The sequence below is a fragment of the Collinsella sp. AM28-11LB genome (assembly GCF_003469895.1).
Taxonomy (GTDB): Bacteria; Actinomycetota; Coriobacteriia; order Coriobacteriales; family Coriobacteriaceae; genus Collinsella.
In genome coordinates, this window is the sequence record NZ_QSKJ01000001.1 from 163,731 (window position 1) to 187,126 (window position 23,396).

General features: G+C 61.3%; 17 protein-coding genes and 1 tRNA gene. 9 read left to right on the forward strand and 9 right to left on the reverse strand.

What is annotated here, in order from left to right:
• Positions 1–60: 60 nt before the first annotated feature.
• From DW732_RS00710 to pknB, 6 genes are all read left to right on the forward strand, one after another.
• On the forward strand, positions 61–1,914 hold the full coding sequence (locus tag DW732_RS00710) for a serine/threonine-protein kinase (protein ID WP_118098143.1): 1,854 nt from the start codon (positions 61–63) through the stop codon (positions 1,912–1,914).
• Positions 1,911–2,921, forward strand: a complete 1,011-nt coding sequence (locus DW732_RS00715) for an FhaA domain-containing protein (RefSeq protein ID WP_117735400.1) — start codon at positions 1,911–1,913, stop codon at positions 2,919–2,921. The genes DW732_RS00710 and DW732_RS00715 overlap by 4 nt, the downstream gene beginning before the upstream one ends.
• A 6-nt stretch (positions 2,922–2,927) precedes the next feature.
• Positions 2,928–3,344: an FHA domain-containing protein gene (locus DW732_RS00720; protein ID WP_006235180.1), complete on the forward strand. Its 417-nt coding sequence runs from the start codon at positions 2,928–2,930 to the stop codon at positions 3,342–3,344.
• Positions 3,341–5,275 (forward strand): Stp1/IreP family PP2C-type Ser/Thr phosphatase, encoded by a 1,935-nt coding sequence (locus DW732_RS00725; protein WP_117735399.1) that lies wholly within the window; start codon positions 3,341–3,343, stop codon positions 5,273–5,275. Before DW732_RS00720 ends, DW732_RS00725 begins: the two co-directional genes overlap by 4 nt.
• Before the next feature lie 16 nt (positions 5,276–5,291).
• Positions 5,292–8,162 (forward strand): FtsW/RodA/SpoVE family cell cycle protein, encoded by a 2,871-nt coding sequence (locus DW732_RS00730; protein WP_117735398.1) that lies wholly within the window; start codon positions 5,292–5,294, stop codon positions 8,160–8,162.
• A 132-nt stretch (positions 8,163–8,294) separates the two neighbouring features.
• Positions 8,295–10,256, forward strand: a complete 1,962-nt coding sequence (pknB, locus tag DW732_RS00735) for a Stk1 family PASTA domain-containing Ser/Thr kinase (protein WP_117735397.1) — start codon at positions 8,295–8,297, stop codon at positions 10,254–10,256.
• 535 nt (positions 10,257–10,791) lie between these two features.
• Here the strand turns inward: pknB and DW732_RS00740 are convergent.
• From DW732_RS00740 to DW732_RS00770, 7 genes are all read right to left on the reverse strand, one after another.
• Positions 10,792–10,867: transfer RNA gene (locus DW732_RS00740), tRNA-Arg, on the reverse strand.
• A gap of 114 nt (positions 10,868–10,981) precedes the next feature.
• Positions 10,982–11,380, reverse strand: a complete 399-nt coding sequence (locus DW732_RS00745) for a DUF956 family protein (RefSeq protein WP_117735463.1) — start codon at positions 11,378–11,380, stop codon at positions 10,982–10,984.
• Between the two features lie 120 nt (positions 11,381–11,500).
• Complete coding sequence (locus DW732_RS00750) at positions 11,501–12,421, reverse strand: PTS system mannose/fructose/sorbose family transporter subunit IID (RefSeq protein WP_117735396.1); 921 nt, start codon at positions 12,419–12,421, stop codon at positions 11,501–11,503.
• A gap of 16 nt (positions 12,422–12,437) precedes the next feature.
• The gene (locus DW732_RS00755; RefSeq protein ID WP_117735395.1) at positions 12,438–13,256 is read right to left on the reverse strand and encodes a PTS mannose/fructose/sorbose transporter subunit IIC; all 819 of its coding nucleotides are present in this window, start codon (positions 13,254–13,256) and stop codon (positions 12,438–12,440) included.
• 18 nt (positions 13,257–13,274) lie between these two features.
• A complete protein-coding gene (locus tag DW732_RS00760; protein WP_117735394.1) occupies positions 13,275–14,264 on the reverse strand; it encodes a PTS sugar transporter subunit IIB in 990 nt (329 codons plus the stop codon).
• A 373-nt stretch (positions 14,265–14,637) separates the two neighbouring features.
• A complete protein-coding gene (locus tag DW732_RS00765; RefSeq protein ID WP_117735393.1) occupies positions 14,638–15,066 on the reverse strand; it encodes a hydrogenase maturation nickel metallochaperone HypA in 429 nt (142 codons plus the stop codon).
• A gap of 89 nt (positions 15,067–15,155) precedes the next feature.
• Complete coding sequence (locus tag DW732_RS00770; protein ID WP_199569670.1) at positions 15,156–17,933, reverse strand: FAD-dependent oxidoreductase; 2,778 nt, start codon at positions 17,931–17,933, stop codon at positions 15,156–15,158.
• Positions 17,934–18,122: 189 nt separating this feature from the next.
• On the opposite strand from DW732_RS00770, the gene DW732_RS00775 reads away from it, so the two are divergent.
• From DW732_RS00775 to DW732_RS00785, 3 genes are all read left to right on the forward strand, one after another.
• Positions 18,123–18,785, forward strand: coding sequence for a TetR/AcrR family transcriptional regulator (locus DW732_RS00775; RefSeq protein ID WP_117735392.1), 663 nt, complete (start codon positions 18,123–18,125; stop codon positions 18,783–18,785).
• 63 nt (positions 18,786–18,848) lie between these two features.
• A complete protein-coding gene (locus DW732_RS00780) occupies positions 18,849–19,856 on the forward strand; it encodes a DUF5692 family protein (protein ID WP_117735391.1) in 1,008 nt (335 codons plus the stop codon).
• Positions 19,857–20,097: 241 nt separating this feature from the next.
• Entirely contained in the window at positions 20,098–21,594 is a 1,497-nt protein-coding gene (locus tag DW732_RS00785; RefSeq protein WP_118098144.1) for a hypothetical protein, read from the forward strand.
• A gap of 73 nt (positions 21,595–21,667) precedes the next feature.
• On the opposite strand, the gene DW732_RS00790 is transcribed toward DW732_RS00785, so the two are convergent.
• Together DW732_RS00790 and DW732_RS00795 are read right to left on the reverse strand one after the other, a co-directional pair.
• Positions 21,668–23,020 carry an ATP-binding protein gene (locus DW732_RS00790; RefSeq protein ID WP_118098146.1) on the reverse strand — a complete coding sequence of 451 codons (1,353 nt, stop codon included), beginning with the start codon at positions 23,018–23,020 and terminating at the stop codon, positions 21,668–21,670.
• 158 nt (positions 23,021–23,178) lie between these two features.
• The gene (locus tag DW732_RS00795) at positions 23,179–23,373 is read right to left on the reverse strand and encodes a hypothetical protein (RefSeq protein ID WP_233539310.1); all 195 of its coding nucleotides are present in this window, start codon (positions 23,371–23,373) and stop codon (positions 23,179–23,181) included.
• Positions 23,374–23,396: the final 23 nt, after the last annotated feature.

A 23,396-nucleotide genomic window follows, 5' to 3' on the forward strand; every position in this document is an offset into this window, starting at 1 on the left:
GAACGGCTTGGCCCCGCGCCCGCCGCTCGCAAACGAACTTTAAACGCACGAGGGTTGGCCATGCCGCTTTTCTCGCAACATACCGCCCGGTTCTCGCCGGACGTTCCTTTGGAGGGCACCAGCTCTCGCGAGCTGCTCAAGCGGTACCAGCCGCTCGAGACGCTTGCGACCGGCGGTTTTGGCTCCATCGAGATCTGCCGCGACACGCACCTGCGCCGCCGCGTCGCCATTAAGCGCATCCCCCTTATCAACGGTTCCGGCATGCCCGCCAGCGACATCATGGATGTCCTGCGCGAGGCGCACACTGCCGCTATGCTTCAACATCCCAATATCGTGCAGGTTATCGACTTTACGCACGACACCGCCTATGCCTACCTGGTTATGGAATATGTCGATGGCATGTCGCTAGCCGAGTTTTTGCATCGCGTGGACGGCCACTCACTTACCTTTGACGAGGCCGCGGCCATTGCCGATGCCCTGGGCCAGGCGCTCACCTTCGCCCATAGTAATGGCGTACTCCACCTGGACATTAAGCCCGCCAACGTGCTCATCGACCACTCGGGCAATGTAAAGCTCACCGACTTTGGCATGGCGCGGCTGTCGTCCGCCGGTGGCTTTGGCGGCTCGCGCGGCGGCACCATCGGCTACATGCCGCCCGAGCAGCTCGATATCGAGACCGGCACGGTCGACGAACGCGCTGATGTCTTTGCCCTTGCCTGCGTTATCTATGAGGGCTTGTGCGGCAGCGCTCCCTTTATGGCGGCCACGCCCGCCGACTCGCTCGACCGTATCATCGGCGGCGCCACCTATCCCAGCGAGCTGATACCACACTTCCCCCCGGGAGCCGAGGCCACGCTCATGAGCGCGCTCTCCCCCATGCCGCAGGACCGCCCCAGCAGCATCGAGACATTTTGCGACCAGCTCCTTGCCGGCTTGGGGAGCGTGCGCGAAGGCCGTCGCAGCTTGGAGCAAATGGTTGGCGAGCTTTCGGATGACGAGCAGGAGCTCGACGATATCGAGCCGTCGTACTACGAGGACGACGCCATCGAGGTCGACCCCGCACTCGGCTGGGCGGGCACGCGCTGGAGCCATGCGCGCGACTACACCATGCGCGCTATCTCGGCGCTAGCGTGCGGCACCTTTAGCTTTTTGCTGATGCAAACGGCTGGGGTCGCGGCGCTTCCCGGCCTGGTCATTGCGGCTATCGCGATCGGAGCGGCGGCCGGCCTGGCCCCCCAGATTGGCTCGGCCATCTCGGCCGTGGGCTTTTTGGTGCTCATGGCCAACGCCACCATGCAGGCACAGGGCATCCTGTCGATGTTGCCCGTCGCGGTGATCTTTGCCGCCGCCATGTCCGGTTGGTGGATCGCCTGGGGTCGCACCGAGACTGCCGCGAGCGCCGCGCTCACCTGTGCACTCGCGCTTGGCTGTCTGACCGGCAACACCTTCCTGGCAGCTGGGGTCGCCGCCGGCGTCGCGTCATTTTGGCTCGGCCCGGCAAGCGCCGCCGCGGCAACGGGCATGGGCGCGCTTTTTGCCCGTCTGGCCACGGTCGCGCTTTCAGCCGGAGGCGTGCTGGGGCTCGGTAACGTTGCCGCAGCGCTGGGAGACCCGCTCCTTTGGGCTGCCTTTGTGCTGGTCGCGGCAACTGCCGCAGCGTCATCTGCGCTGCTCAATGCCCATGCCAAGCGTGCCGATCAGGGCTCAAACCTTGCCGCAATCGCCGCTATCGCTTTCACCGGCATCGGCTGCGCAGCGGCGTCCTGTCTTGCACACCATATGGAAATTGCCAGCCTTGCAGCCGCGGTCGTCGCCAAGGCGGCGGTTGCGGGAACCCTATCCTCTATAATCGTTGGGATATGCCTATATATGCTCGGATACCAAAGAACCTATACGGAGAGTGATCTTTCGTGAACTTCCTGAACATCTTCGAGGACCACGTGGCCGGCATCTTCGGTGCCACCCGTGCCCCGTTCTCCTTTAAGAAGCTTGCCAAGCAGGCCGCTCGCGACATGGAGGATCAGACTCTGGTGATCAATGGCGTCAACACGGCGCCGGCACTCTATACCATCCTGATCGCCGCCGACGACGACCCCATGCTCGCCCCGTTCTACCCCGAGCTTTCGCGTGAGGTCCGCGAGTTCGTGAAGGCGCAGGCCGAAAAGCGCCGTTATGTCTTTGTCGGCGAGCCCCTCGTGCGCTTTATGATCGATCCGCAGCTGCGTGCCGGCAAGTTCTCGGTCTTTGCCGAGAACGTCGATGCCCCCACGCTCGGCCGCCTGTACGAAGAAGAGCGCGCCTATCAAAACGGTCTGGGCCAAAACAACTCCGCCGCAAGCCGTGCCGCCAGCGCCCCGCGCGCCGGTCAGCAGCAGTTTGCTGCCCCGCAGCAGCAGCGCCCCGCCGCCATGCCCCAGCAGCAGCCGACGCCTCGCGCCGCCGCTCCCGACCCGCTTGCCGTAGCAGATCCCTTCGCGCCTAGCGTCCCCGACCCCGCCGCTCCTATCCCGGTGCCGCAGACCGTCTCGCGCGACGCGCTTGCCGGCATGGGCGGAGCCGCCGCGACCGGTGCCGCCGTGGGCCTAGGCACCGCAGCCGGCATCGCCTCCAACATGGCGAGCACTCGCGCCCCGCAGCGCCCGCTCGCCCAGCTCGTCGACGTCGTGAGCGGCGAGAGCCATAGCATCACCTCCGCACAGGTGACTATCGGTCGCGAGCGCTCAGTTTCCGATATTGCCCTGCGCGACCCCAACGTGTCGCGCCGCCACGCCCAGCTCACCTTTACGGGCTCGGATTGGTCGATCGAGGACCTCAATTCCACCAACGGCACGCTCGTCAACAACCGCCGCATTACGCGCTGCCCGCTGCGCAACGGCGATCTGCTGACGTTTGGCCTGAGCACCTTTGAATTTAGGGGATAGTCGCTTATGAACATCGATATCGTCCTTTTTGCAGGCCGCATCGTCCTGGTCGCCCTGCTCTATATCTTCCTGTTCGCCGTCATGAAGACCGGCGTGGGACTTGTGCGCGGACAGCGCCGCGACTCGGCTATCTGGACGATCGATGTGGACAAGGGCCCGCGCGGCATCCGTGGCATCCACGTAGACATGCTCGGCCCCGTCATCGTCGGTCGCTCGCCATCTTCGGACATCTGCATCAACGAACCGTTCGTCTCGGCCTCGCATGCGCGCTTTTCGCTGCAGGGCCCGGCGCTCATCATCGAGGACCTCAACTCGCTTAACGGCACGCTCGTCAACGGCCGCCAGCTTGTGGAGCCTGCCACGCTGCGCGAGGGCGACGAAGTCCAGATTGGCGATGTGGTCATGAAGGTGAACCGTCGATGATCGACGAGGAGAACAAGTCCACAACTATGACCGAGGCACCGGCTGCCGCCACAGCTGCACCGGCCCACGCCGCTCCGGCGGGCTCCGCACCCGTGGAACCCGAGGACACCGTGTTCTCCCTGCCTCTTTCGCATGTAACGCATGATATTTCGGATCTCGCCGATAACGAGGACGAAGAGAATGCCGTAGCGGCGCCCATCGGCGCACATGCTGCGGATCAGCCCACAGCGCCAGAAGCAACCCCGACGCCAGCTCACTTTGCAGAGCCCGTCGCCGCGGCAATCAACGAGAGCGCTGCGGTGTTTGCGGCACCCGAGCCCGCCGCGCCGGCGTTTCCCATAGCCCCGTCATCCGAGGTTGCGCCCGCGTCTACGCCGGCGCCCGAGGCAGGGCCATCCCCCGAGGACGGCCCTGCGCCCAAGACCCCGCAGCCTGCGCCCGCAAGCGAGTCCGATGCCGTGGCCGAGCCCGCCGCCCAGTCGCAAAGCACGCCCGCGCCGTCGCACTTTGCGACACCCGAGCCTATAGACGTCAGCCCGCAAGACGACGAGTCGACCGCCCGCGTGTCCGAGGAGTCGGGCTCCTCGGACACCGGCGATTCCGAATCAAACGCCGAGACCGACACCGTCTCTCCCGGTGACACAGCCGAGATCGACGTAGCCGCCGTTGAAGCCAAGCTCAAAGACCCCGGCTCGACCATGAGCTTTGAGCCCCTGACCGAGGAGCGCATCGAGACCGACTCGACCTATGATGCCGGCACCACCACGCAACTCATGTGGGGTGCCCGCTCCGACGTTGGCTGTGTGCGCCCGCACAATGAGGATTCCTACCTGGTGCAGTCGCCGCTCTTTTGCGTATGCGACGGCATGGGCGGTCACGCCGCCGGCGAGGTAGCCTCTTCCATCGCCGTCGAGACTATTGCCAAGACGGCCCCGCAGTCCGCCGACGCAGCACGCCTGGCCGCAGCCGTCGAGGCAGCCAACGCCGCCGTAATCGAGGCCGCCCTGAACGGCCTAGGCAAGCCCGGCATGGGCTGCACAGCCACTTGCGCCTATATCGAAAACGACACGCTCGCCATCGCCCACGTGGGCGACTCTCGCGCCTACCTGCTCCACGAGGGCACGCTCATCCGCGTGACCCGCGACCACTCCTACGTGGAGGAGCTCGTGGACGCCGGCGAGATAACGGCAGACGAGGCTCGCGTCCACCCCAACCGTTCGGTCATCACCCGTGCGCTGGGCTCAGACCCCGCCATGTATGCCGACCACTTCACTCTGCATATCGAGGAAGGCGACCGCCTGATCCTGTGCTCTGACGGCCTTTCGAGCATGATTCCCGATAGCGATATCGAGAACATCGCCACGCAGTCCTCAACCGCGCAAATCTGCGTCGACAACCTAGTGGACGCGGCGCTTGCCGCCGGCGGCCACGACAACGTGACCGTAGTAGTCGTTGACCTGGTTGACGATGGCGTTATGCGCGAGGCGCAACGCGTGCGTCGCCGCAACGTCACCATCGGCGTCGTCTTAGGTCTCGTCTTGGTGCTGGCGGCTGCCATCTGGGCCTACACGGGTGTCACCGGCTCGTACTACCTGGGTACCTACCAGGGCAATGTCGCCGTCTGGCGCGGCCTGCCCGGCAAGCCACTCGGACTCAAGCTCCACTGGCTCGAAAGCGAAACCAGTATCAAGCTGTCCGACCTGCCCGAAGACACGCAAAACCGCCTCAAGGCGGGCATTCCGCAAACAAGTGTCGACGATGCGCAGGACACGATATCCAAGTACCGCCACCAGATCGACGAGGAGCAGACCCGCCAGGTGATCGACGCGCAAACGATTCGCGACAACACCGACCAGGGATCGACCTCCGAATCAGATTCCGAGAAAACCGCCGAACAGTCCGCCGAGGCCGAAGCCTCCGATAAGAATTAGAAAGGGAGTGCCGCTTATGAGTCGCCGCAACACCGAACTGCTCTTGCTCATCGCCTCGGCGTTCCCCGTCATCCTGCTGTATGCGATGTACGTCCTCACCGCGGGCGCTGCCATCTCCTTTGAGACGCTCGCCGTACCGATCGGCCTCTTCGCCGCCTTCGCCGCAGCACATATCGCCGTGCGCATCTTGGCGCCTGGCGCCGACCCCGCCATCCTGCCCATCGTATTTATACTTTCGGGCATCGGCATCACGTTCGTGACACGCCTCGCCCCCGCTCTCGCCATCTCACAGCTCATCATCCTGTTTGTCTCGGTGGCGCTCATGGTGGGAACGCTTGCACTGGTCAAAAACCTCGACGTGGTCATGCGCTACAAGTACACCTTTGGCATTATCGGCATCATTCTGTTGATGCTGCCCATCTTTATCGGCACCACGATCTCGGGCTCCAAGCTGTGGATTCGCATCGCGGGCTTTACCATCCAGCCCGGCGAGTTCGCCAAGGTCTTTATCGTGCTGTTCCTGGCCGGCTACTTGGCCGAGAACCGCGAGCTGCTCTCCATCTCCAACCGCAAGATCCTGGGCTTTAAGATCCCTCGCCTGCGACTGCTGCTGCCGCTGTTTGCCGTGTGGGGTGTGTGCCTGCTCGTCGTCGTCTTCGAACGCGACCTGGGTTCGGCCGTGCTGTTCTACACCATCTTCTTGCTGATGCTCTACGTTGCCACAGGGCGCTTTTCGTATGTCGTTATCGGCCTTGCGCTCTTAGCCGTTGGAGCCGTGGGCGCCTACAAGTTCCTGTCGCACGTTCAGGTGCGTTTCCAGGTTTGGGTCGATCCGTTTAAGGACGCCCAGGGCCAGGGCTACCAGATCGTCCAGTCGCTCTTCTCGCTTGCCGATGGCGGTCTGGTCGGTGTTGGCATCGGCAACGGCATGGCCAACAACATCCCCGTCGTCGAGTCCGACTTTATCTTCTCGGCTATCGGCGAGGAGATGGGCCTTTTGGGCGGCGGCGCCGTGCTCATCCTGTTTATGCTCTTTGCCGTGCGTGGCCTCACCACGGCTGCCCGCGCTAAATCCGACCTCGCAGCCTTTAGTGCCACGGGCCTTACGGCCGCCATCAGCTTCCAGGCCTTCTTGATCGTTGGCGGCGTAACCCGCCTGATCCCGCTGACCGGCGTCACCCTGCCTTTTATGAGCCAGGGCGGCTCCTCGCTGCTGGCGAGCTTTATCATCGTCGCGCTTCTGCTGCGCGCCGGTGACGAGGCAACCGGACGCGAGGCCGAGCTTACCGGCACCGGCACCATGGCCGCCATCACCGATGATCAGGTCGCATCTGCCGCCGCCCCGACGGGCACGCGCTTTGCCACCTCGTCTTCCTACGGCAGTGGCAGCCATTCCGTCGGCTCGCGCATGCGTCGTCGCCTGCTCGACACGCCTGAATCCGGTGTGCTCGGCCGCGTTGCGCTCGCCAACCGTCTAACCCGTGCGGTGCTAGCCTTTACGGCGCTGTTTGCCATCCTTATCGGCAACCTCACCTATGTCCAGGTCATCAAGGCCAAGGACTATCAGGATATGCCGACCAACAACCACACCATCGCCCGCTCCAAGTACATCCAGCGCGGCTCCATCATCACGTCCGACGGCGTGACGCTGGCCGAGTCGCTGCAGCAGGAGGACGGCACCTACGTACGCTCCTACCCCAACGGCAACCTGGCAGCGCACGTGGTTGGCTACGTGAGCCAGCAGTTTGGCACCACCGCCATCGAGAGTGTCATGAACGACACGCTCACCGGCTCCAAGGATTACTCCAGCTGGAACAACGCCATCGCGTCGCTCGCGGGCCAGACCCAGCCGGGCAACACCGCCAAGCTCACCATCGACTCGCGTATCCAGACAGCTGCCGAGCAGGCACTCAAGGGCTTTAAGGGCGCTGTAGTGGTCATCGACCCGCGTACCGGCGCGGTACTCGCATGTGCCAGCTCGCCCACCTACGACAACACCAACATCGACGCCCTGCTGCAGGCGGGCGGCGGCGAGGACGGCTCCATGTACAATCGCGCCATGGACGCGCTGTACACGCCGGGCTCCACGTTTAAGGTCGTTACGCTTTCCGCAGCACTCGAGACCGGTACCGCCAGCCTTACCAGCACCTACCAGGCGCCCGGCTCCATGGACATCGGCAACGCACCGGTCATCAACTATGCCAACGAGAGCTACGGCACCATCAGCCTGCAGCAGGCCTTTGCCGTGTCCTCCAACGTCGTCTTTGGCCAGGTGGCAAACGAAGTTGGTGCAAACACGCTCGTGCAGTTTACCAACGCCTTTGGCTACGGCCAAGAGCTCGGCCAGGACCTGACCTCCACGGCCTCCATCATGGCCGACCCGTCGCTCATGACCGAGTGGGAGACCGCCTGGGCCGGCGCCGGCCAGCCTGTCGGCATGGACCACACGCCCGGCCCGCAGACCACCGTCATGCAAAACGCCGTGATTGCCGCCGCCATCGCTAACAGTGGCGTGGTCATGGACCCGTACTTTGTAGCCCAGGTACTCGCCCCAGACGGAACCGTGGTTAAGACCACGCAGTCCCGCTCGCTGGGCCAGGCTGTCAGCTCTGCCACGGCCGACCAGGTCAAGCAGGCCATGCTCGCCGTCGTCCAGTCCGGTACCGGCGCCGATGCCCAGGTCCCCGGCGTCAAGGTTGCCGGCAAGACCGGTTCGGCCGAGATCGGCGGCACCAACGTCAACTCGATGTTCGTTGGCTTTGCACCTTACGATTCACCCACGGTCGCCATCTCGGTGGCCTTGGAGGATTACGACAAACACGACGTCAAGGCGGCCAAGATTGCCGGCATCGTCCTGACCGCGGCGCTCGCCGCACAGGGAGCGTGATGCCCATGATCGAATCGGACACCCGAGGCGCGCCGCGGCCGAAGAGTTAGCGGCAACGCGCCACACGGCCCCAGCGGCCACATCGTAGGTACTACACACATCGTTGAGCGAATAGTTATGTTAGGAGCAGGAATGGAACAGAGGGTCCTCGGGGGAAGATACCTCCTCAAGGATAAGGTGGGGACAGGCGGTATGGCGACCGTCTACCGTGCGCAAGATCAGGTCCTCGACCGCACGGTAGCCGTCAAGATCATGCTGCCACAGTATGCTGGCGACGCAACCTTCGCCGCACGCTTTAAGCAGGAGGCCCAGGCAGCAGCCGGTCTCTCCTCCCCCTATATCGTTGGCGTCTACGATTGGGGCAAGGACGGCGACACCTATTACATCGTCATGGAGTACCTGCGCGGTACCGACCTTAAGAGCGGAATCAAGAGCCACGGTGCCCTCGACCCCAAGAAGGTCGCCCAGATCGGATCGCAGATCAGCTCTGCACTCTCGGTCGCCCACAAGCACGAGATCATCCACCGCGACATCAAGCCGCAGAACATCATGGTGCTGCCCGACGGCAACATCAAGGTCATGGACTTTGGCATCGCGCGCGCCAAGAACAGCCACCTCACGCAAGACAACAATGTACTGGGCACCGCCCACTACGTCAGCCCCGAGCAGACCCGCGGTCAGGACCTCGGCCCCACCTCGGATATCTACTCGCTGGGCGTCGTGATGTATGAGTGCGCCACCGGCCGCGTTCCCTTTGACGGTGACGACGCTATCTCGGTCGCACTCAAGCAGGTCAACGAGCTGCCTATTCCGCCGAGCCAGATCAACTCCGGTGTCGATGCCGACCTTGAGCGCATCATCCTTAAGTGCATGGAGAAGGACCCGGCAAACCGCTTCCAGACCGCCGACGAGCTGCGTCAGGTGCTCAACAGCTACCTGTCCGGTCGTGCCGTCAACATCTCGGAGCCCACGCGCATCATCGGTGCCCCCGGTGAGCTGGGCGCCACCAAGACTCGCGAGCTTTCCGATCAGACGCGCGCCATGGTGCGTCCCGTCTCGGGCGTGAGCGGCCAGAATACCGCCCGTAGCTCTGTTTCGGGCTCCACCGGCTCCTACGAGGTCGAAAAGCCCAAGTCCAACAAAAACAAGATCATCGCCGCCGTGGTGGCAGCTGTTGCCGTCATCGGCATCGTGGTGGCCTTTGCCACAGGACTCTTTGGCGACGAACAGGTCACCGTGCCCGACGTGCTGGGCAAGGACCAGCAGACTGCCGTCGAGCTGATCAAGGAGGAAGGCCTTGAGGTCGGCACCATCGACCAGAGCTATAACGACGATGTCGACGAGGGCAAGGTTGCCGAGCAGACCCCCAACGGCAACACCAAGAAGCCCAAAGGCACCAAGGTGAACCTGGTGATCTCCAAGGGCCCCAAGCCCTCCGAGAAGGTTGAGGTTCCCCAGCTTGTCGGTCTAACCAAGGACCAGGCAGAGGCGGCACTGGCAAGCGTTGGCCTAAAGGGCAACGCCACCGAGGAGGCCAACGAGGCCGATGAGGGCCAGGTCTTTGAGCAGGTCACCGAAGCCGGTAAGGAAGTCGAGAAGGGCACGACCATCTCGTACAAGGTCTCGAGCGGCCCGGATACCACGTCCGTCCCCGACCTGACCGACATGACCGAGGCCCAGGCGCGAAACGCCCTCGATATGGCAGGCTTTGGCGTCGACGTGAGCTACCAGGAGAACGACTCGGTTACCGAGGGCACCGTGATCAGCTGGAACCCCAGCGGCAAGCAGAAGCCCGGTGCCACGATTACCGTCGTCATTGCCAAGAAGTCCGGCAAGGCCAGCGTTCCGGGCAACCTGTACGGCAAGAGCATCTCTGCCGCCGTCACCGCGCTCAACAACGCCGGTTTCTATAACATTGGCTTCTGTGACCAGAACGGCAATCCCGTGAGCGGTAACGAGGATGCCACCGTTACGGGCGTCTCCCCCACCGGCAAGCAGTCCACCGACAGCACGATTACGCTGACGGTTGCACTTTCTGGCTCGGGCTCGGGTTCGGGCACGAGCACGGGCGACGATTCCGGTACGACCAACTAGTCGCCACCCAACCGCTCATTACGGCTCTCGCCGCAAACATATTCGCTCACAGGCGCCCGCTTGCTCCCCCAGCAAGCGGGCGCTTCATTTTTGACATGGCATTGAACCAGAAGAGCCCGGCACCGCTGCGGTACCGGGCTCGATATTCCTCTGGTGCCCCCGGGCGGATTCGAAAACTCCCCCCGCGGGGAAATGAGTGACGCGGGTGTCGACGGTCCGAATCCTGCCCTTAGACCAGAAGAGCCCGGCACCGCTGCGGTACCGGGCTCGATATTCCTCTGGTGCCCCCGGGCGGATTCGAAAACTCCCCCCGCGGGGAAATGAGTGACGCGGGTGTCGACGGTCCGAATCCTGCCCTTAGACCAGAAGAGCCCGGCACCGCTGCGGTACCGGGCTCGATATTCCTCTGGTGCCCCCGGGCGGATTCGAAAACTCCCCCCGCGGGGAAATGAGTGACGCGGGTGTCGACGGTCCGAATCCTGCCCTTAGACCAGAAGAGCCCGGCACCGCTGCGGTACCGGGCTCGATATTCCTCTGGTGCCCCCGGGCGGATTCGAACCGTCGACACCCGCTTTAGGAGAGCGGTGCTCTATCCCCTGAGCTACGGAGGCATGTTGTACTAGTGTAGCAGATTTGCGCCACTACCATGCAGCGCATAGCCGCTCTTCGAGATAGTCATCTGCGACGTTCTTTAATGACTAGTCGTTTAAGAACGTCCCCAATGACTAGTTGCCTTTGTGGAAGAGGTTTTTGATGACGGAGGGGATGCTCTTGGCGCCTTTAGCGGTCACGTCGATAAAATCGGGCGAACGAACGAGCTTGTCCTCGTCAATGTACTTACGCACCGCGCGTAGCGTTTCCTTGTCATTGCGCGTCGAAAACGTAAAGTGGCCGTTCTCTTTGGTAAAGATCGCAAAACGCGTGATCTTCTTGGTGCCGCGCAAAACCTCGGCGGCGATATAGTCGATCTCGTCCCACGGGATCTGAATAAAGTCCTCGGGATTGCGCTCGTTATAGTACTCAAACGCCTTATTGCCCACCATTACGTTACCGTGACTGGTAAGACCCATCAGGCAGGTTGCCGGCGTTGCTAGATCGACCGTGCTGTTCTGAGATTGCGCCATGCGCGCCTCGCCCTCCAAATAAAACAATCGGACCGCATCCAGTGTACCCACCGGGTGCGGTCCGTTTCAATGGCTTAAAAGCCCTTGCCTAGCAACTCTCTGTCTTAAGCCGAAGCGTGCTTACATGAAGCCGCAGACGCGACCGATGATGCCGACGGCGAAGAGAGCCAGGATGATGATGATCGGGCTGACCTTCTTCTTGAGGAGCTTGCAGACAAAAAGGGTCAGGCACACGGCAGCAAGGCCGGGGATGAGCTGATCGAGGTTAGCCTGAAGCGTGGTGACCTTCACCTGATCAAGGGCGTTAGCACCGATGGAGTTATACATCGTCAGTGCTTCCTTGACACCCTCAGAACCGGAGGGCAGGTTAGCCCAGTCGATAAAGGCGCCAGCAGACTGCGTGACCTTGGAGACGACCGGGGTGAAGGAGATGGACACCCAGCGCTCGACCAGGGCACCGATGATGAACATACCCAGGATGGAAGCACCCTCGGTGACCTTGCCCATCAGACCGCCGGAGAGATCCTTGGCGATGGAAGAGCCGACCTTGTAGCCAAACTCCTGCGTGTACCACAGGAAGGCGTAACGAATGATGTTCCACGCGAAGAAGAACAGCAGCGGACCGGCGATGCTGCCGGACAGGGCCAGGGAAGCGCCCAGAGCGCCCAGAATCGGGCGAAGGGTGAACCAGAAGGCGGGGTCGCCGACGCCGGCGAGCGGGCCCATCATACCGACCTTGACGCCCTGGATGGCGACGTCGTCGATCGGAGCACCGTTGGCGCGCTCCTCCTCGAGGGCGAGGGTAACGCCAATGACGGGGGCGGAAACATAGGGGTGAGTGTTATAGAACTCCAGATGGCGCTTAAGCGCGGCAATCTGGTCGTCCTTGCTGGTGTAGAGCTTCTTGATCGCAGGGATCATCGAGTAGCACCAGCCACCGTTCTGCATACGCTCGTAGTTCCACGAACCCTGAAGGAACTGATGACGGAAGCAAACCTTCTGACGATCGGACTTAGAAAGCTGAATCTTGTTCTCTGCCATATGTATCACTCCCTTCCTACTCGTAGTCATTCAGAATGTCGCCGAGCGGGTCGCCGGAGCCACCGCCCATGCCGCCACCCTGCTTGGCCAGGTCCTTAAGGCCAAGGTAGATGAGGGCGAGGGAGATGCCGATGAGGCCCAGGGCGATCAGCGTGAGCTGAGGGATGGCAGCCAGGACGAAACCGAGGATGAAGAACGGCCAGGTCTCCTTGGTGGCCATCATGTTGATGACCATGGCGTAACCGACGGAAGCGACCATGCCGCCGCCGACAGCCATGCCGCCGGACAGCCAGTCGGGCATAGCGTTAAGCGCGTTGGTAACGGCCTCGGCCGGGATGATGCACAAAAGCACTGCCGGGATGGCGATACGAACACCCTGCATGAGGATGCCAGCGTACTGCCAACGCTCGATACCGGCGAAGTCGCCCTTCTCGGCGCAGGCGTCCATGCCGTGGACCATAGCGGTGGCCAGGGTACGGCAGATCATGGTCAGGAACAGGCCGGCGACGGACAGAGGCACGGCGACGGCGATGGCGGCGGTAACGGCCTTGCCGGAATCAGTAACACCGCCGTTAAGGGCAAGTGTCATGATGATGGCAGATGCGACAGAAGCCAGGGCGGCGTCAGGTGCGACGGCGGCGCCGACGTTAGCCCAACCAAGGGCCATCATCTGAAGCGAACCGCCCAGGAGGATGCCCTCCTGAAGGTGACCGGTTACGAGACCGATAAGCGTGCACGCAACGAGCGGCTGATGGAACTGGAACTGATCCAGAACGCCTTCCATACCGGCAAGCAGCGCGATAATCGCGATTAGAACAATAGTAAGCGCGGACATGTATCGGACCCTCCTTTACTATGCTTGAGCGGCCAGTTCGGCCTTAGCTTTCTTCAACATGGCGTCGAGATCCTCGGAGGAATCCGAAGGAACCTTGCGGACCTCGAACTTGACGCCCTTGGCCTTGAGAGCCTCGATGGTCTTGACATCGTCATCGCCCATAGCGACAGCGTTGGTGACGACGACCTTGCCCTTGGAGTGAGCCATAGAACCGATGTTGACTTCCTTGATATCGACGCCGGCCTCGATGGCCTTGAGCAGATCCTGCGGGTTCTCAAAGAGCAGCATGGCCTTGGTGTCACCAAAGCGCGTGTCCTTGACGACCTCGGCCATCTTCTTAATGGGCACGACGTTGGCATGGACTCCCGGAGGGGCAGCCTGCTCGATCATGGTCTTTCGGAGCTCGTCGTGGGCAACGCCGTCGGAAACCACGATGATGCGGTTGGGGTTGATCTGCTTGGTCCACGTGGTGGCCACCTGACCATGAAGCAGACGGGTGTCGATACGGACGTGGGCGATCTTGATGTGCCCGTCGCCGATGACCGTTCCCGGAGGGATGGCGCCTGCAGGAGCAGCAGCGGCCGCAGCCGGCTTCTTCTCCTCGGGCTCCAGAGACTCGGGCTTGACGCGCACGCCGGCCTTAGCCTCAGTCACGAGATGTTTTGCGATCGCATGTGCAGTGTTCTTTGCGTCAAAGCGCTGCGAATATGCCTCGATGAGCATAGGCAGGTTGACACCGGTGACGATAGCCCAGGAATCGTGGCCCTCGATGAGCCCGCTGATCTGGTTGAACGGCGTGCCGCCCCACAGATCAACGAGGAAGAGCACCTGCTCCTGGTCCTCGAAGGAAGCGATTGCCTCCTCGACCTTGGCGCGGAAGTCGTCGGGGCCCATGCTCGGCTCGAGCGAGACCACGGCTACAGACGGCTGATCGCCAAAGACCATCGAGCCCGTCTGCTTGATTCCAGCCGCCAAGTCACCATGGCTAGCAAGAACAATACTTACCATCACATAACCTCCTTTTTGTCTACGTAATTCCTACACGACAAAAAAGAGTATAGCTGCAAATACTGCAGAATTATATGAAAAACTGCAAAAGCTAGCATTATTTGTTTAAACGTCTTGTTTTGTTACAAGCTGATTACATTCCAGTATTTTGACTGATTTGCTGCTGAGGATTGATAGCTGATCAATTTACATGACCGAATTGAGCACGCTGTTCATTATTGCCGGTTTTAAACAGACACAAATGTGCTCGGGTTGAGGCCATTTCGTTTAAACAGATGGTGCTTGACTAATGGTAAGAAATATGCTCTAGCAAAGTAGTCGTTGGGGACGTTCTTTAATGACTAGTCGTTTAAGAACGTCCCCAACGACTAAATTAGGCGATGTGGAGGGGGTTGGCGGCGTCGACGGCATCGGGGGCATCGGAGAGGCCATCGGGGGCAGCGTCTGTCGGGTCCTCGTCGGGGGTCTCGATCTGCTTGATCATGACCTCCTGGCCCTGCAGCAGATAGGTCTCGCCGCTACCGCAATGGGGGCAGGTCTTGCCGTGCTCGACCGTCGCGTAGTCGCAGCCGCACGCGTCGCAATGCGTCACGGCCTCGACGGGCTCCACGATAAGCTCCGCGCCCTGCGCGATGGGCTTTTTATCTGCCGCCCAACGCCAAGCGTCAAGCAGCAGATCGGGAACGACGCCCGAGACCTCGCCCAGGAGCAGCGTCACGCTCGAAACGCGACTCACACCATTGGCGCGCGCCACATTCTCGACATCGCGAATGATATGATAAACGATTCCCAATTCGTGCAAGGTAGAAACCTTTCAACAACGGTTGATGCGATGTCAACTAAACGTCAGTGAGCGACGCTCCGCGCCGCTCACTGACTTGTTAGTTTCTTTTACTTCTTCCCAAATTTAATCTTGATCGCGCGTTTCAAAGCGTACTTGCCGAGGCTGGGGAGCTTTTGCTCGTACTTGACCATCGTGGAGCACTCGGGGCGGTCGCGATCCAGATGGATGGCATCGAACGCGCACTTGGTGGTGCACAGACCACAGCCGATGCACTTATTGGGGTCGACGATCGAGGCACCGCAGCCCAGGCAGCGAGCGGTCTCGGCGCGCACCTGCTCCTCGGTAAAGGTCTCGACGTACTCGCTAAAGGGCGCAGCCTTCTCGCGCTCGCGGTCGACACGTGCCACCTCGCGGCTCGCGTTGTCATAGCTCTCAATCACAACATCGTCGCGGTCGAGCGCGGTGTAGCGGCGCTGGTTGCGGCCGATGGTGAGCGTGGAGCCCGGCTGCACAAAGCGATGGATGGACACAGCGGCCTCGTGACCGGCAGCGATGGCGTCGATGGCAAAGCTGGGGCCGGTGTAGACGTCGCCGCCCACAAAGATGTCGGGCTCAGCGGTCTGGTACGTCTGCGGATCGGCAAGAGCACCCTGGCCGCGGCCAAGCTCCACCTTGGAGCCAGCCAGCAGGTCGCCCCACACAATGGACTGGCCAATCGACATGACGACGCGGTCGGCATCGACGCGGCGCAGGTCGTTCTCGTCGTACTCGGGCGCAAACCGGCCCTCGTCGTCAAAGACGCGCGTGCAGCGCTTGAAGGTGATGCCGCACACACGACCCGCATCGTCCAGGTGAACCTCCTTGGGACCCCAGCCGCAGCTGATGTGAGCACCATCCTCGACGGCTTCGCGACGCTCCTCCTCGCTGGCGGGCATCTGAGCCTCGCTCTCCAGGCAGAACATCTCAACATGCTCGGATCCCAGACGGCAGGCGTTGCGCGCGACATCGATGGCCACGTTACCGCCGCCCACCACGATGGTGCGACCGAGCAGTGCGTCGATCTTGCCACTGTTGACCTCGCGCAAAAAGTCGACGGCCACCGTCACATCCTCGGCGTCCTCGCCCGGAATACCGGCTAGGCGGCCGCCCTGGCAGCCGATGGCCACATAAAAGGCCTTAAAGCCTTGCTCGCGCAGCTCGTCGAGCGTCACATCGCGACCGACCTCCACGCCATAGCGGAACTCGGCACCCATCAGGCGAATAACCTCGACCTCGGCCTCGATAACGTCCTTCTCCAGCTTAAAGCTGGGAATACCGTAGGTGAGCATGCCACCCGGGCGCTCGTTCTTCTCGAACACGACGGGCTTGTAGCCCTTCTCGGCCAGATAGAAGGCGCAGGACAGACCGGCCGGACCGGCACCGATGATGGCGATCTTCTGATCGAAGCCGCCGGCGCGCGTCGGCGTCACCACGGGCGGGACATAACGGGTCGCGGCATCCAAGTCGCGCTGGGCGATAAACTTCTTGACCTCGTCGATCGCCACGGCGGCATCCACGCGGCCACGGGTGCAGGCGTCCTCGCAGCGGCGGTTGCACACGCGGCCGCAGATTGCGGGCAGCGGGTTCTCGCGCTTGATGAGCGCCAGCGCCTCGTCATAGCGACCCTGCGCCGCAAGCTTCAGATAGCCCTGAACAGCGACATGCGCGGGGCAGGCCGTCTTGCAGGGCGCCGTGCCGGACTCATGCGTCTCGATGCGGTTGACGTTGCGGTAGTTGGGCGACCACTTGGTGTGGTCCCACTTGGTGGCATCGGGCAGCTCCTGGCGCGGATACTCGGGCACCTGTCCGCCAGCCTTTTTGCTGCAGAGCTTCTGGCCGAGCTTGGCGGCCCCGGCCGGGCATACCTCAACGCAGCGACCGCAGGCCACGCACTTGTCTTTCTCGACCTTGGCGACATAGGCAGAGCGCGACAGGTTGGGCGTGTTGAACAGCTGCGAGGTGCGCAGGGCGTAGCACACGTTGACGTTGCAGTTGCAGATAGCGAAGATCTTGTTCTCGCCGTCGATATTGGTAATCTGGTGCACAAAGCCGTTGTCCTCGGCCTGGCGCAGGATGTCGTAGACCTCCTCGCGCGTCACATAGTGGCCGCGGTCGGTCTCGACCACATAGTCGGCCATATCGCCCACGGCAATGCACCAGTCGCGTGGATCGTCGGCGCAGCCCTCGCCCATCACGCGACGGCTCGCGCGGCAGCTGCAGGTGCTGGCGGCATACTTGCCGTCGTATTTGTCAAGCCAGTGCTCGATGTGCTCAATCGGCACCGAGGTGCTCGAGGCGTCGATGGCCTTCTCGACCGGAATCACGTGCATGCCGATGCCGGCGCCTCCGGGCGGCACCATCGGCGTAGCACGGGACAGCGGACCCTTGGACGCCTGCTCAAAGAACTTGGCATAGACCGGATGCTCCTCGAGCTGGCCCATGCGCATGTTGAGGAACTCGGCAGAACCCGGCACCAGCATGGGCAGCACCCACTGCTTGACGCGCTCGGGATTTTCCCAGCTGTACTCGAGCAGACCCGTGTAGCTCATGTCGTCGAGCATTTTTTCGATCTGGGCCTCGGGCATACCGGTGATCTTGACCATCTCGGGCAGCGTGTAGGGGCGGCGCATCTTCATCTTGCAGAGCACTTCGGCCTGCTCGTCGGTTGCGGCCTCGGCAAACGACCAGTACTCGTAGCCCAGCAGCTCGTCGCGGTGCAACAGGCGGTTGGTGCAGTGCTCGCACAGTTTGACGATAGCCTCGCGCGGATGCTCCGGCAGCGGCGGCACAAACTCCGCTCCGATATCGGGCTCGGTATAGCTAATCCCCGGTCCGTTGAGAATCATAGTCGTCCCTTCTCTTGCCACAGCCCGGCGAGACCGCGGCGCCCCTCTTTGTACGGGCTCGACATGCCCCCCATGCCGTTCACCCGCTATTGTTGACATTGTGTCAAAAACAGTATTGACGAACCGTCAACAATATTCAAGACTGTTAGGCGAACGGTCGGGCCCAAACGGATGAAAGGCGGCAAACGTATGAGCGATAACACGGCAAACATCTCTGTCGCTGATGCCGTCCTCGCGTCCGACAGCACGGCAAAGCGCCTGACGGGTGACGAGCGCCGACGCGAGATTCTCGCCGCCGTGAGCGCCGTGAGCGCTGAGCTGGGCGTGTCCCATCTTTCGGTATCGGCCGTGACCAAGCGGGCTGGCTGCACGCGCTCACTGTTCTACCACTACTTTGCCGATATGGACGCCGCCGTCACCGCCGTTATGGACGAGGCAATCGACGGCTTTATCGCCGAGCTCGAACAGTGGAACGCCAGCCGCACGGTTGGCGACATCGAAGGCGCACTCGACACCGTCGCTCCGCTCTTTAAACGCCTGGTCGTGAGCGGCCACGAGTTGCCGAGCACCCTGACCTCCAGCAGCGGCGCGCTCTACGGCGGCTTTCTGCACAACGTGGTCCAGCGCGTGGCGCAATACATCTGCGACACCACCGTGGTGGATTTTGTCGCCCATCATGAGCTCCGCATTGACCATGTCTACGAGACGTTCTACACCCTCATTATGGGGTTGTTGATGTATATCCGCACGCACCCCGATGTGCCCGACGAGACGGTCAAGGAAATCATCGCCTCGACACTCCATATCGAGGGCTATACCGCCAAGTATCCGGAGCGCAAGCCCCAGAACTGACGACATTTGGCCAAACTGCCCGCGATCAGAAGAGGGGCCGCGGGCGTGTGAAAGGAGAGCAGCATGCTGTTCGATGTTTGGGGTAGCAATACCCTTATCCACTGGGCCGGCTGGGCCATGGTCTTTATTGGCCTCATCGTGCTCAACGAGGTCGGCCGCCGCACCAAGCTCGGCGCGGCCATCATCTTTGGCGTGGCTCCGCTGGCCATGACCATCTACTGCGTCGCCATCGCCATCGGCGTTTCGCAGGGTGCCGAGTGGGCGCTCACCAACCCCACTCATGTGTACCAGAACAGCTGGTTCCACTACGCCAAGGTGTACGCAGCGCTCGCCGGCTGCTGGGGCTTCATTGCCATTAAGTACCAGTGGGGCAAGATCGGCAAGGCGCACTGGTTCCGCGCATGGCCGTTTGTGATTGTCGCCATCAACATCATGATCGCCGTCGTGTCCGACTTTGAGAGCGCCTATCACTTCTTTGTCCTGGGCGAGTCCACCTGGGTCACCTCCGAAGGTGCCACGCAGCTTGCCGGCTGGAACAACGTGTTCAACGGCATCGCCGGCATCATCAACATCTTCTGCATGACCGGCTGGTGGAGCGTCTACGCCTCCGAGGACCAGACCGACATGCTGTGGCCCGACATGACCTGGGTCTACATCATCGCCTACGATATCTGGAACTTCTGCTACACCTACAACTGCCTGCCCACCCACTCCTGGTTCTGCGGCTTTGCGCTGCTGCTGGCGCCCACCGTCGCCGCCTTTATCTGGAACAAGGGTGGCTGGATTCAGAACCGCGCCTTTACGCTGGCTATTTGGTGCATGTTTGCCCAGGTGTTCCCCTACTTCCAGGAGGAGTCCATCTTTGTGACCCACTCCACGCTCGACGCAGGCGCCGCCACCGCGGTCTCGGTCGTCGCGCTGATCGCCAACATCGCCGCGATTATCTACATCGCCTACCGCGCCAAGAAGCTCGGCCGCAATCCCTACAAGCAGGATGTCTTTGAGGGCACCAGCGACTGGGAGAAGGCTACCGCCCGCCGCGCCAAGGTCGATTACGCGCACGCCGAGTAGCGCGCCTGACGCAAACGCCGCTTGAATGTGAAGTCGCCTGGCCGACTCCGCGCAATGCAACGTATTGCATGCCCCCGGAAAGCGATTCGTCCGCTTTCCGGGGGCTTTTTGTTGTTGCGCGCATCCACGCACATATTCAAAACCTCTCGCACAGATAAAATCAGATTTCCAATTGCCTGGCAGCTCTATATGACCCTGTTTTTGGGTACATTGTTGTCCCGATATTGAGCTTGGGGGATATATGAAAGATGAGACGAGGGGCCAAGAGGACTCGGCCCAAGATGCAGAGGCATGTGCCGAGGCCCTGGAGAGCCTAGACCGAGTTTCGCTTGGCGAGATTGCGTTTGACGTTTCGGGCGTTGACGTGCAGGATGAGCCGGAAGCCGAGGCGCAGTCCGATGATCAGGATGCAGACGATGTTGAGCCTGCCGAAGATGAGGCAGATCACGAAGACACCGAAAGCGAGGCCGGCAACCAGCCCGAATCCGACACGGGCGAGGAAACCGTCTTGCTCAACAGCTTGCCGGCCGAGGATTCGCTGACCCGTGAGCTTCCTGGCCTAGGTTCCGCACCAGCCGTGGACGAGACCATCGCCATGGGCGATATTCCCCTGCCGTCCGTTCCCTCGGCACGCGAAGCTGAGGTTCGTCATCGCAAGATGTCGCCCAAGCGCCGCAACCTAATGGTTGCCGGCGTTGTGGCCGTCGCGCTCGTCGCCGGCGGTGCAGGCTATGCTGCCTGGAACGGATATCAGCAAGAGCAGGTTGCCGCTGTCGCCGCCAATGCCCACACAATGATGTCAGTGCAGATTGGCGTGCATGCCGCGGGCCTCGACTGTTCCACTGGCTCCAAGATTCCCGTACAGGTGAATGGGCAGGATTCTGACGGCTCCTCCGTGAGCGAAACGCTCTATGTTGACGAGCACGGCCGCGGCATCAAACTGCTGCCCGGCGATTACACGCTCTCCATCGCTGCCTCCCCCATCGCGGCCGACGGCACCATCTATACCGTCCCGACCACCAAGACGCAGGTCACCGTTAAGAGCGATGGACAGGATTTAAGTGCCCAGGCTACCTTTAAGCTCAAGGTGCCTTCGGCCGACACGGTAACCGACGACCAGATCGATGCCGCCGCCAAATATGCCGAGGAGGGCGGTTGTAGCTCTGCCGCGGCCGCCAAGATACTTCAGCAGGCGGCAACCGCTCGCCGTGATGCCGCCGCCAACGCCGTGAGCGCAAGCGAGGCGCAGGCAGCCCGCGACGCCGATGCTCGGCATAAGGCAACGAACCTGTATCAGTTCGATATTCCCGTTGAGTGGTACGGCAAGGTCGAGACTTGGCAGAATGGCAGCACGCTATGCATCTATCTTGCCGGCGACAGCGATACGCCGATCGTGACGCTCGTCGCGGTGCGCGACGGCGAGAGCTTTACGCCCGATGAGGGCGATACGGTTTTGGGCACGGCAAACCTTGGTAACGGCTACACGGTCTACGCCAGCGGCCCCGTCTATCCGTATGTGGTGCCCCAGACCATCAACGGGCGGACGCAGAATCCCGTGTCGACCTACCCCATGGACACGGCCATTGAGCTTGTCGAGCTCACGACCGGCAACCGCTACACCTACAGCCAGATTAAGAACGTGCTGGTCGGCAAAGACGGCAATGCCGACGCTGCCACCAAGCTCGAGTGCGACTACCTCGCCCAGATTCTGCTGCCGAGCATCAAGGCCCAGGACTAGCCGGGCGCATCATGGTGCTCCCCAACCGTGATGAAGGGGCCAGGAGGTCCTGGCCCCACAGATCCGTAGATGATTAGGCAAGGAGCCACTTCCATGCGGGAACAACGTGTACCACACCGTGCTCGCATGGAATATCGGCCTGCTCATCCATGGTAACGATTGTCGACTCACCAAGATCGAATTGGGCCATCGAGGCATCAAGCGCGGCAATTTCGCGCTCGCGCGTTTTCTCGCTTGCCATCTCCACACTAACCTGGATCAGGCTATAAGCCCGCATGAGAAGTGCGTCCCCAGCCACAAAGTCCACCTCATGGCTTTTGCTCTTCTCTTTGATCAGCAGGCGGCAGACCGATCCGATCCTCACCGCGGGAGTCCTTCTTCTTAGCGCGTTGAACACTGCGGTCTCGAGCCTCTGGCCCTGGTCCAATGCCGATGCGGGAGAGAATGCTCCAAACATCGCGGGATCGACAGCGTAGACCTTAGACGCAGACCGCATGTTATTTGCCAGTGAACGCGTGAACTCCGGCACGGAGAACAGCAGGTAGGCATCCTCATAATACTCAAGTAAGTCGCTGAGCGAATTACGACTGACGGGTATCTGCCTGCTCTTGAACTCGTTGTACACTTTGTTCACCGACAGCTCTCGTCCCGAAGATGCCATACACCGCGTTAGGAACAGCGATGCCAGGCGAGGGTTCTTGACGTCGTAACGCTCAACGACGTCCATAGCGACCGTTCGCGAAGCATATTCCTGTAGCAGCTGAATCGCGTCTGCGGGCGTCTGCTCAAGCGTCGCGATGAATCCCCCTCGTTCAAGATATCCGATCAGATGATGTCGAAGCAGCGCTGCATCACTTGGGGAAAAGGTCGCATCTGGCTCGAAAACGCTCCCCGTCTTATATCGAACGTATTCCGAAAAGCTCAACGGAAAAAGCTCTCGTATAAGAGAACGACCCCTGAATTCGCTCTTAAGTTCTGAGGACAGCATCTTAGAAGAAGATCCCGTCACATAGACGGTCGCTTTCTCCGTATCGACTACACGCCGCAAAAACGCACCCCATTCGGGAATTTCCTGGATCTCATCAAAGAAAATGTAAGCGCCCTCGGTTCGAGCAGCAGGATGCAGCGCATAGAACGTGTCGAGCACGTCCGCCAGCAGCGATGGCTCATACGGGCGCAAGCGCTCGTCCTCAAAATTAAAGTAAAGCATCCGGTCAAGCTCGACGCCCCGGCCCCGAAGCCGCAGCATCTCCTGATACAGGCGATACGTCTTTCCACAACGGCGGGCCCCCACAACCACATTTACGATGTTGTCGCGCTTTGGCTCCTGTGGGTTTCCCAGATCAAGGTCTCGCTCAAAGACCTGTGGAACCCCCTGCTGTTCAAAGTCCTTTATTTTCTGGGCGATCAAGTCGTTGAATGCCATGATTCTCCAATCTTGCTCTCTAGCTAATCAAAATTATACTGATTCTTGATTAGTAAAAGAGCAAGATTACGTGCAACTTGATTAATGGAGAATCAAGTTTTACTGTTGCCGAGCATCAAGGTCCAAGACTAGCAGCCCACGACGCCCAAATTAGCTACTTAACGCCAGGGGTCGGCCTCGAACATCGGCTCGCGCTCGGGGCGGCGATCGCTGTAGGGATCGTAGCCGTCGTCGTCCTCGTTCTCGGCACGGATGTAGGGGTCGCGCGGCTTGGGTGCCGGCTTAGGCGCAGGCTTGGGTGTGGCGGGTGCGGCATCGGTCGCCGGCGCGCTTGTCTTATTCTTGTCTATCATCTGCATATCTCCTCGCCATGTAC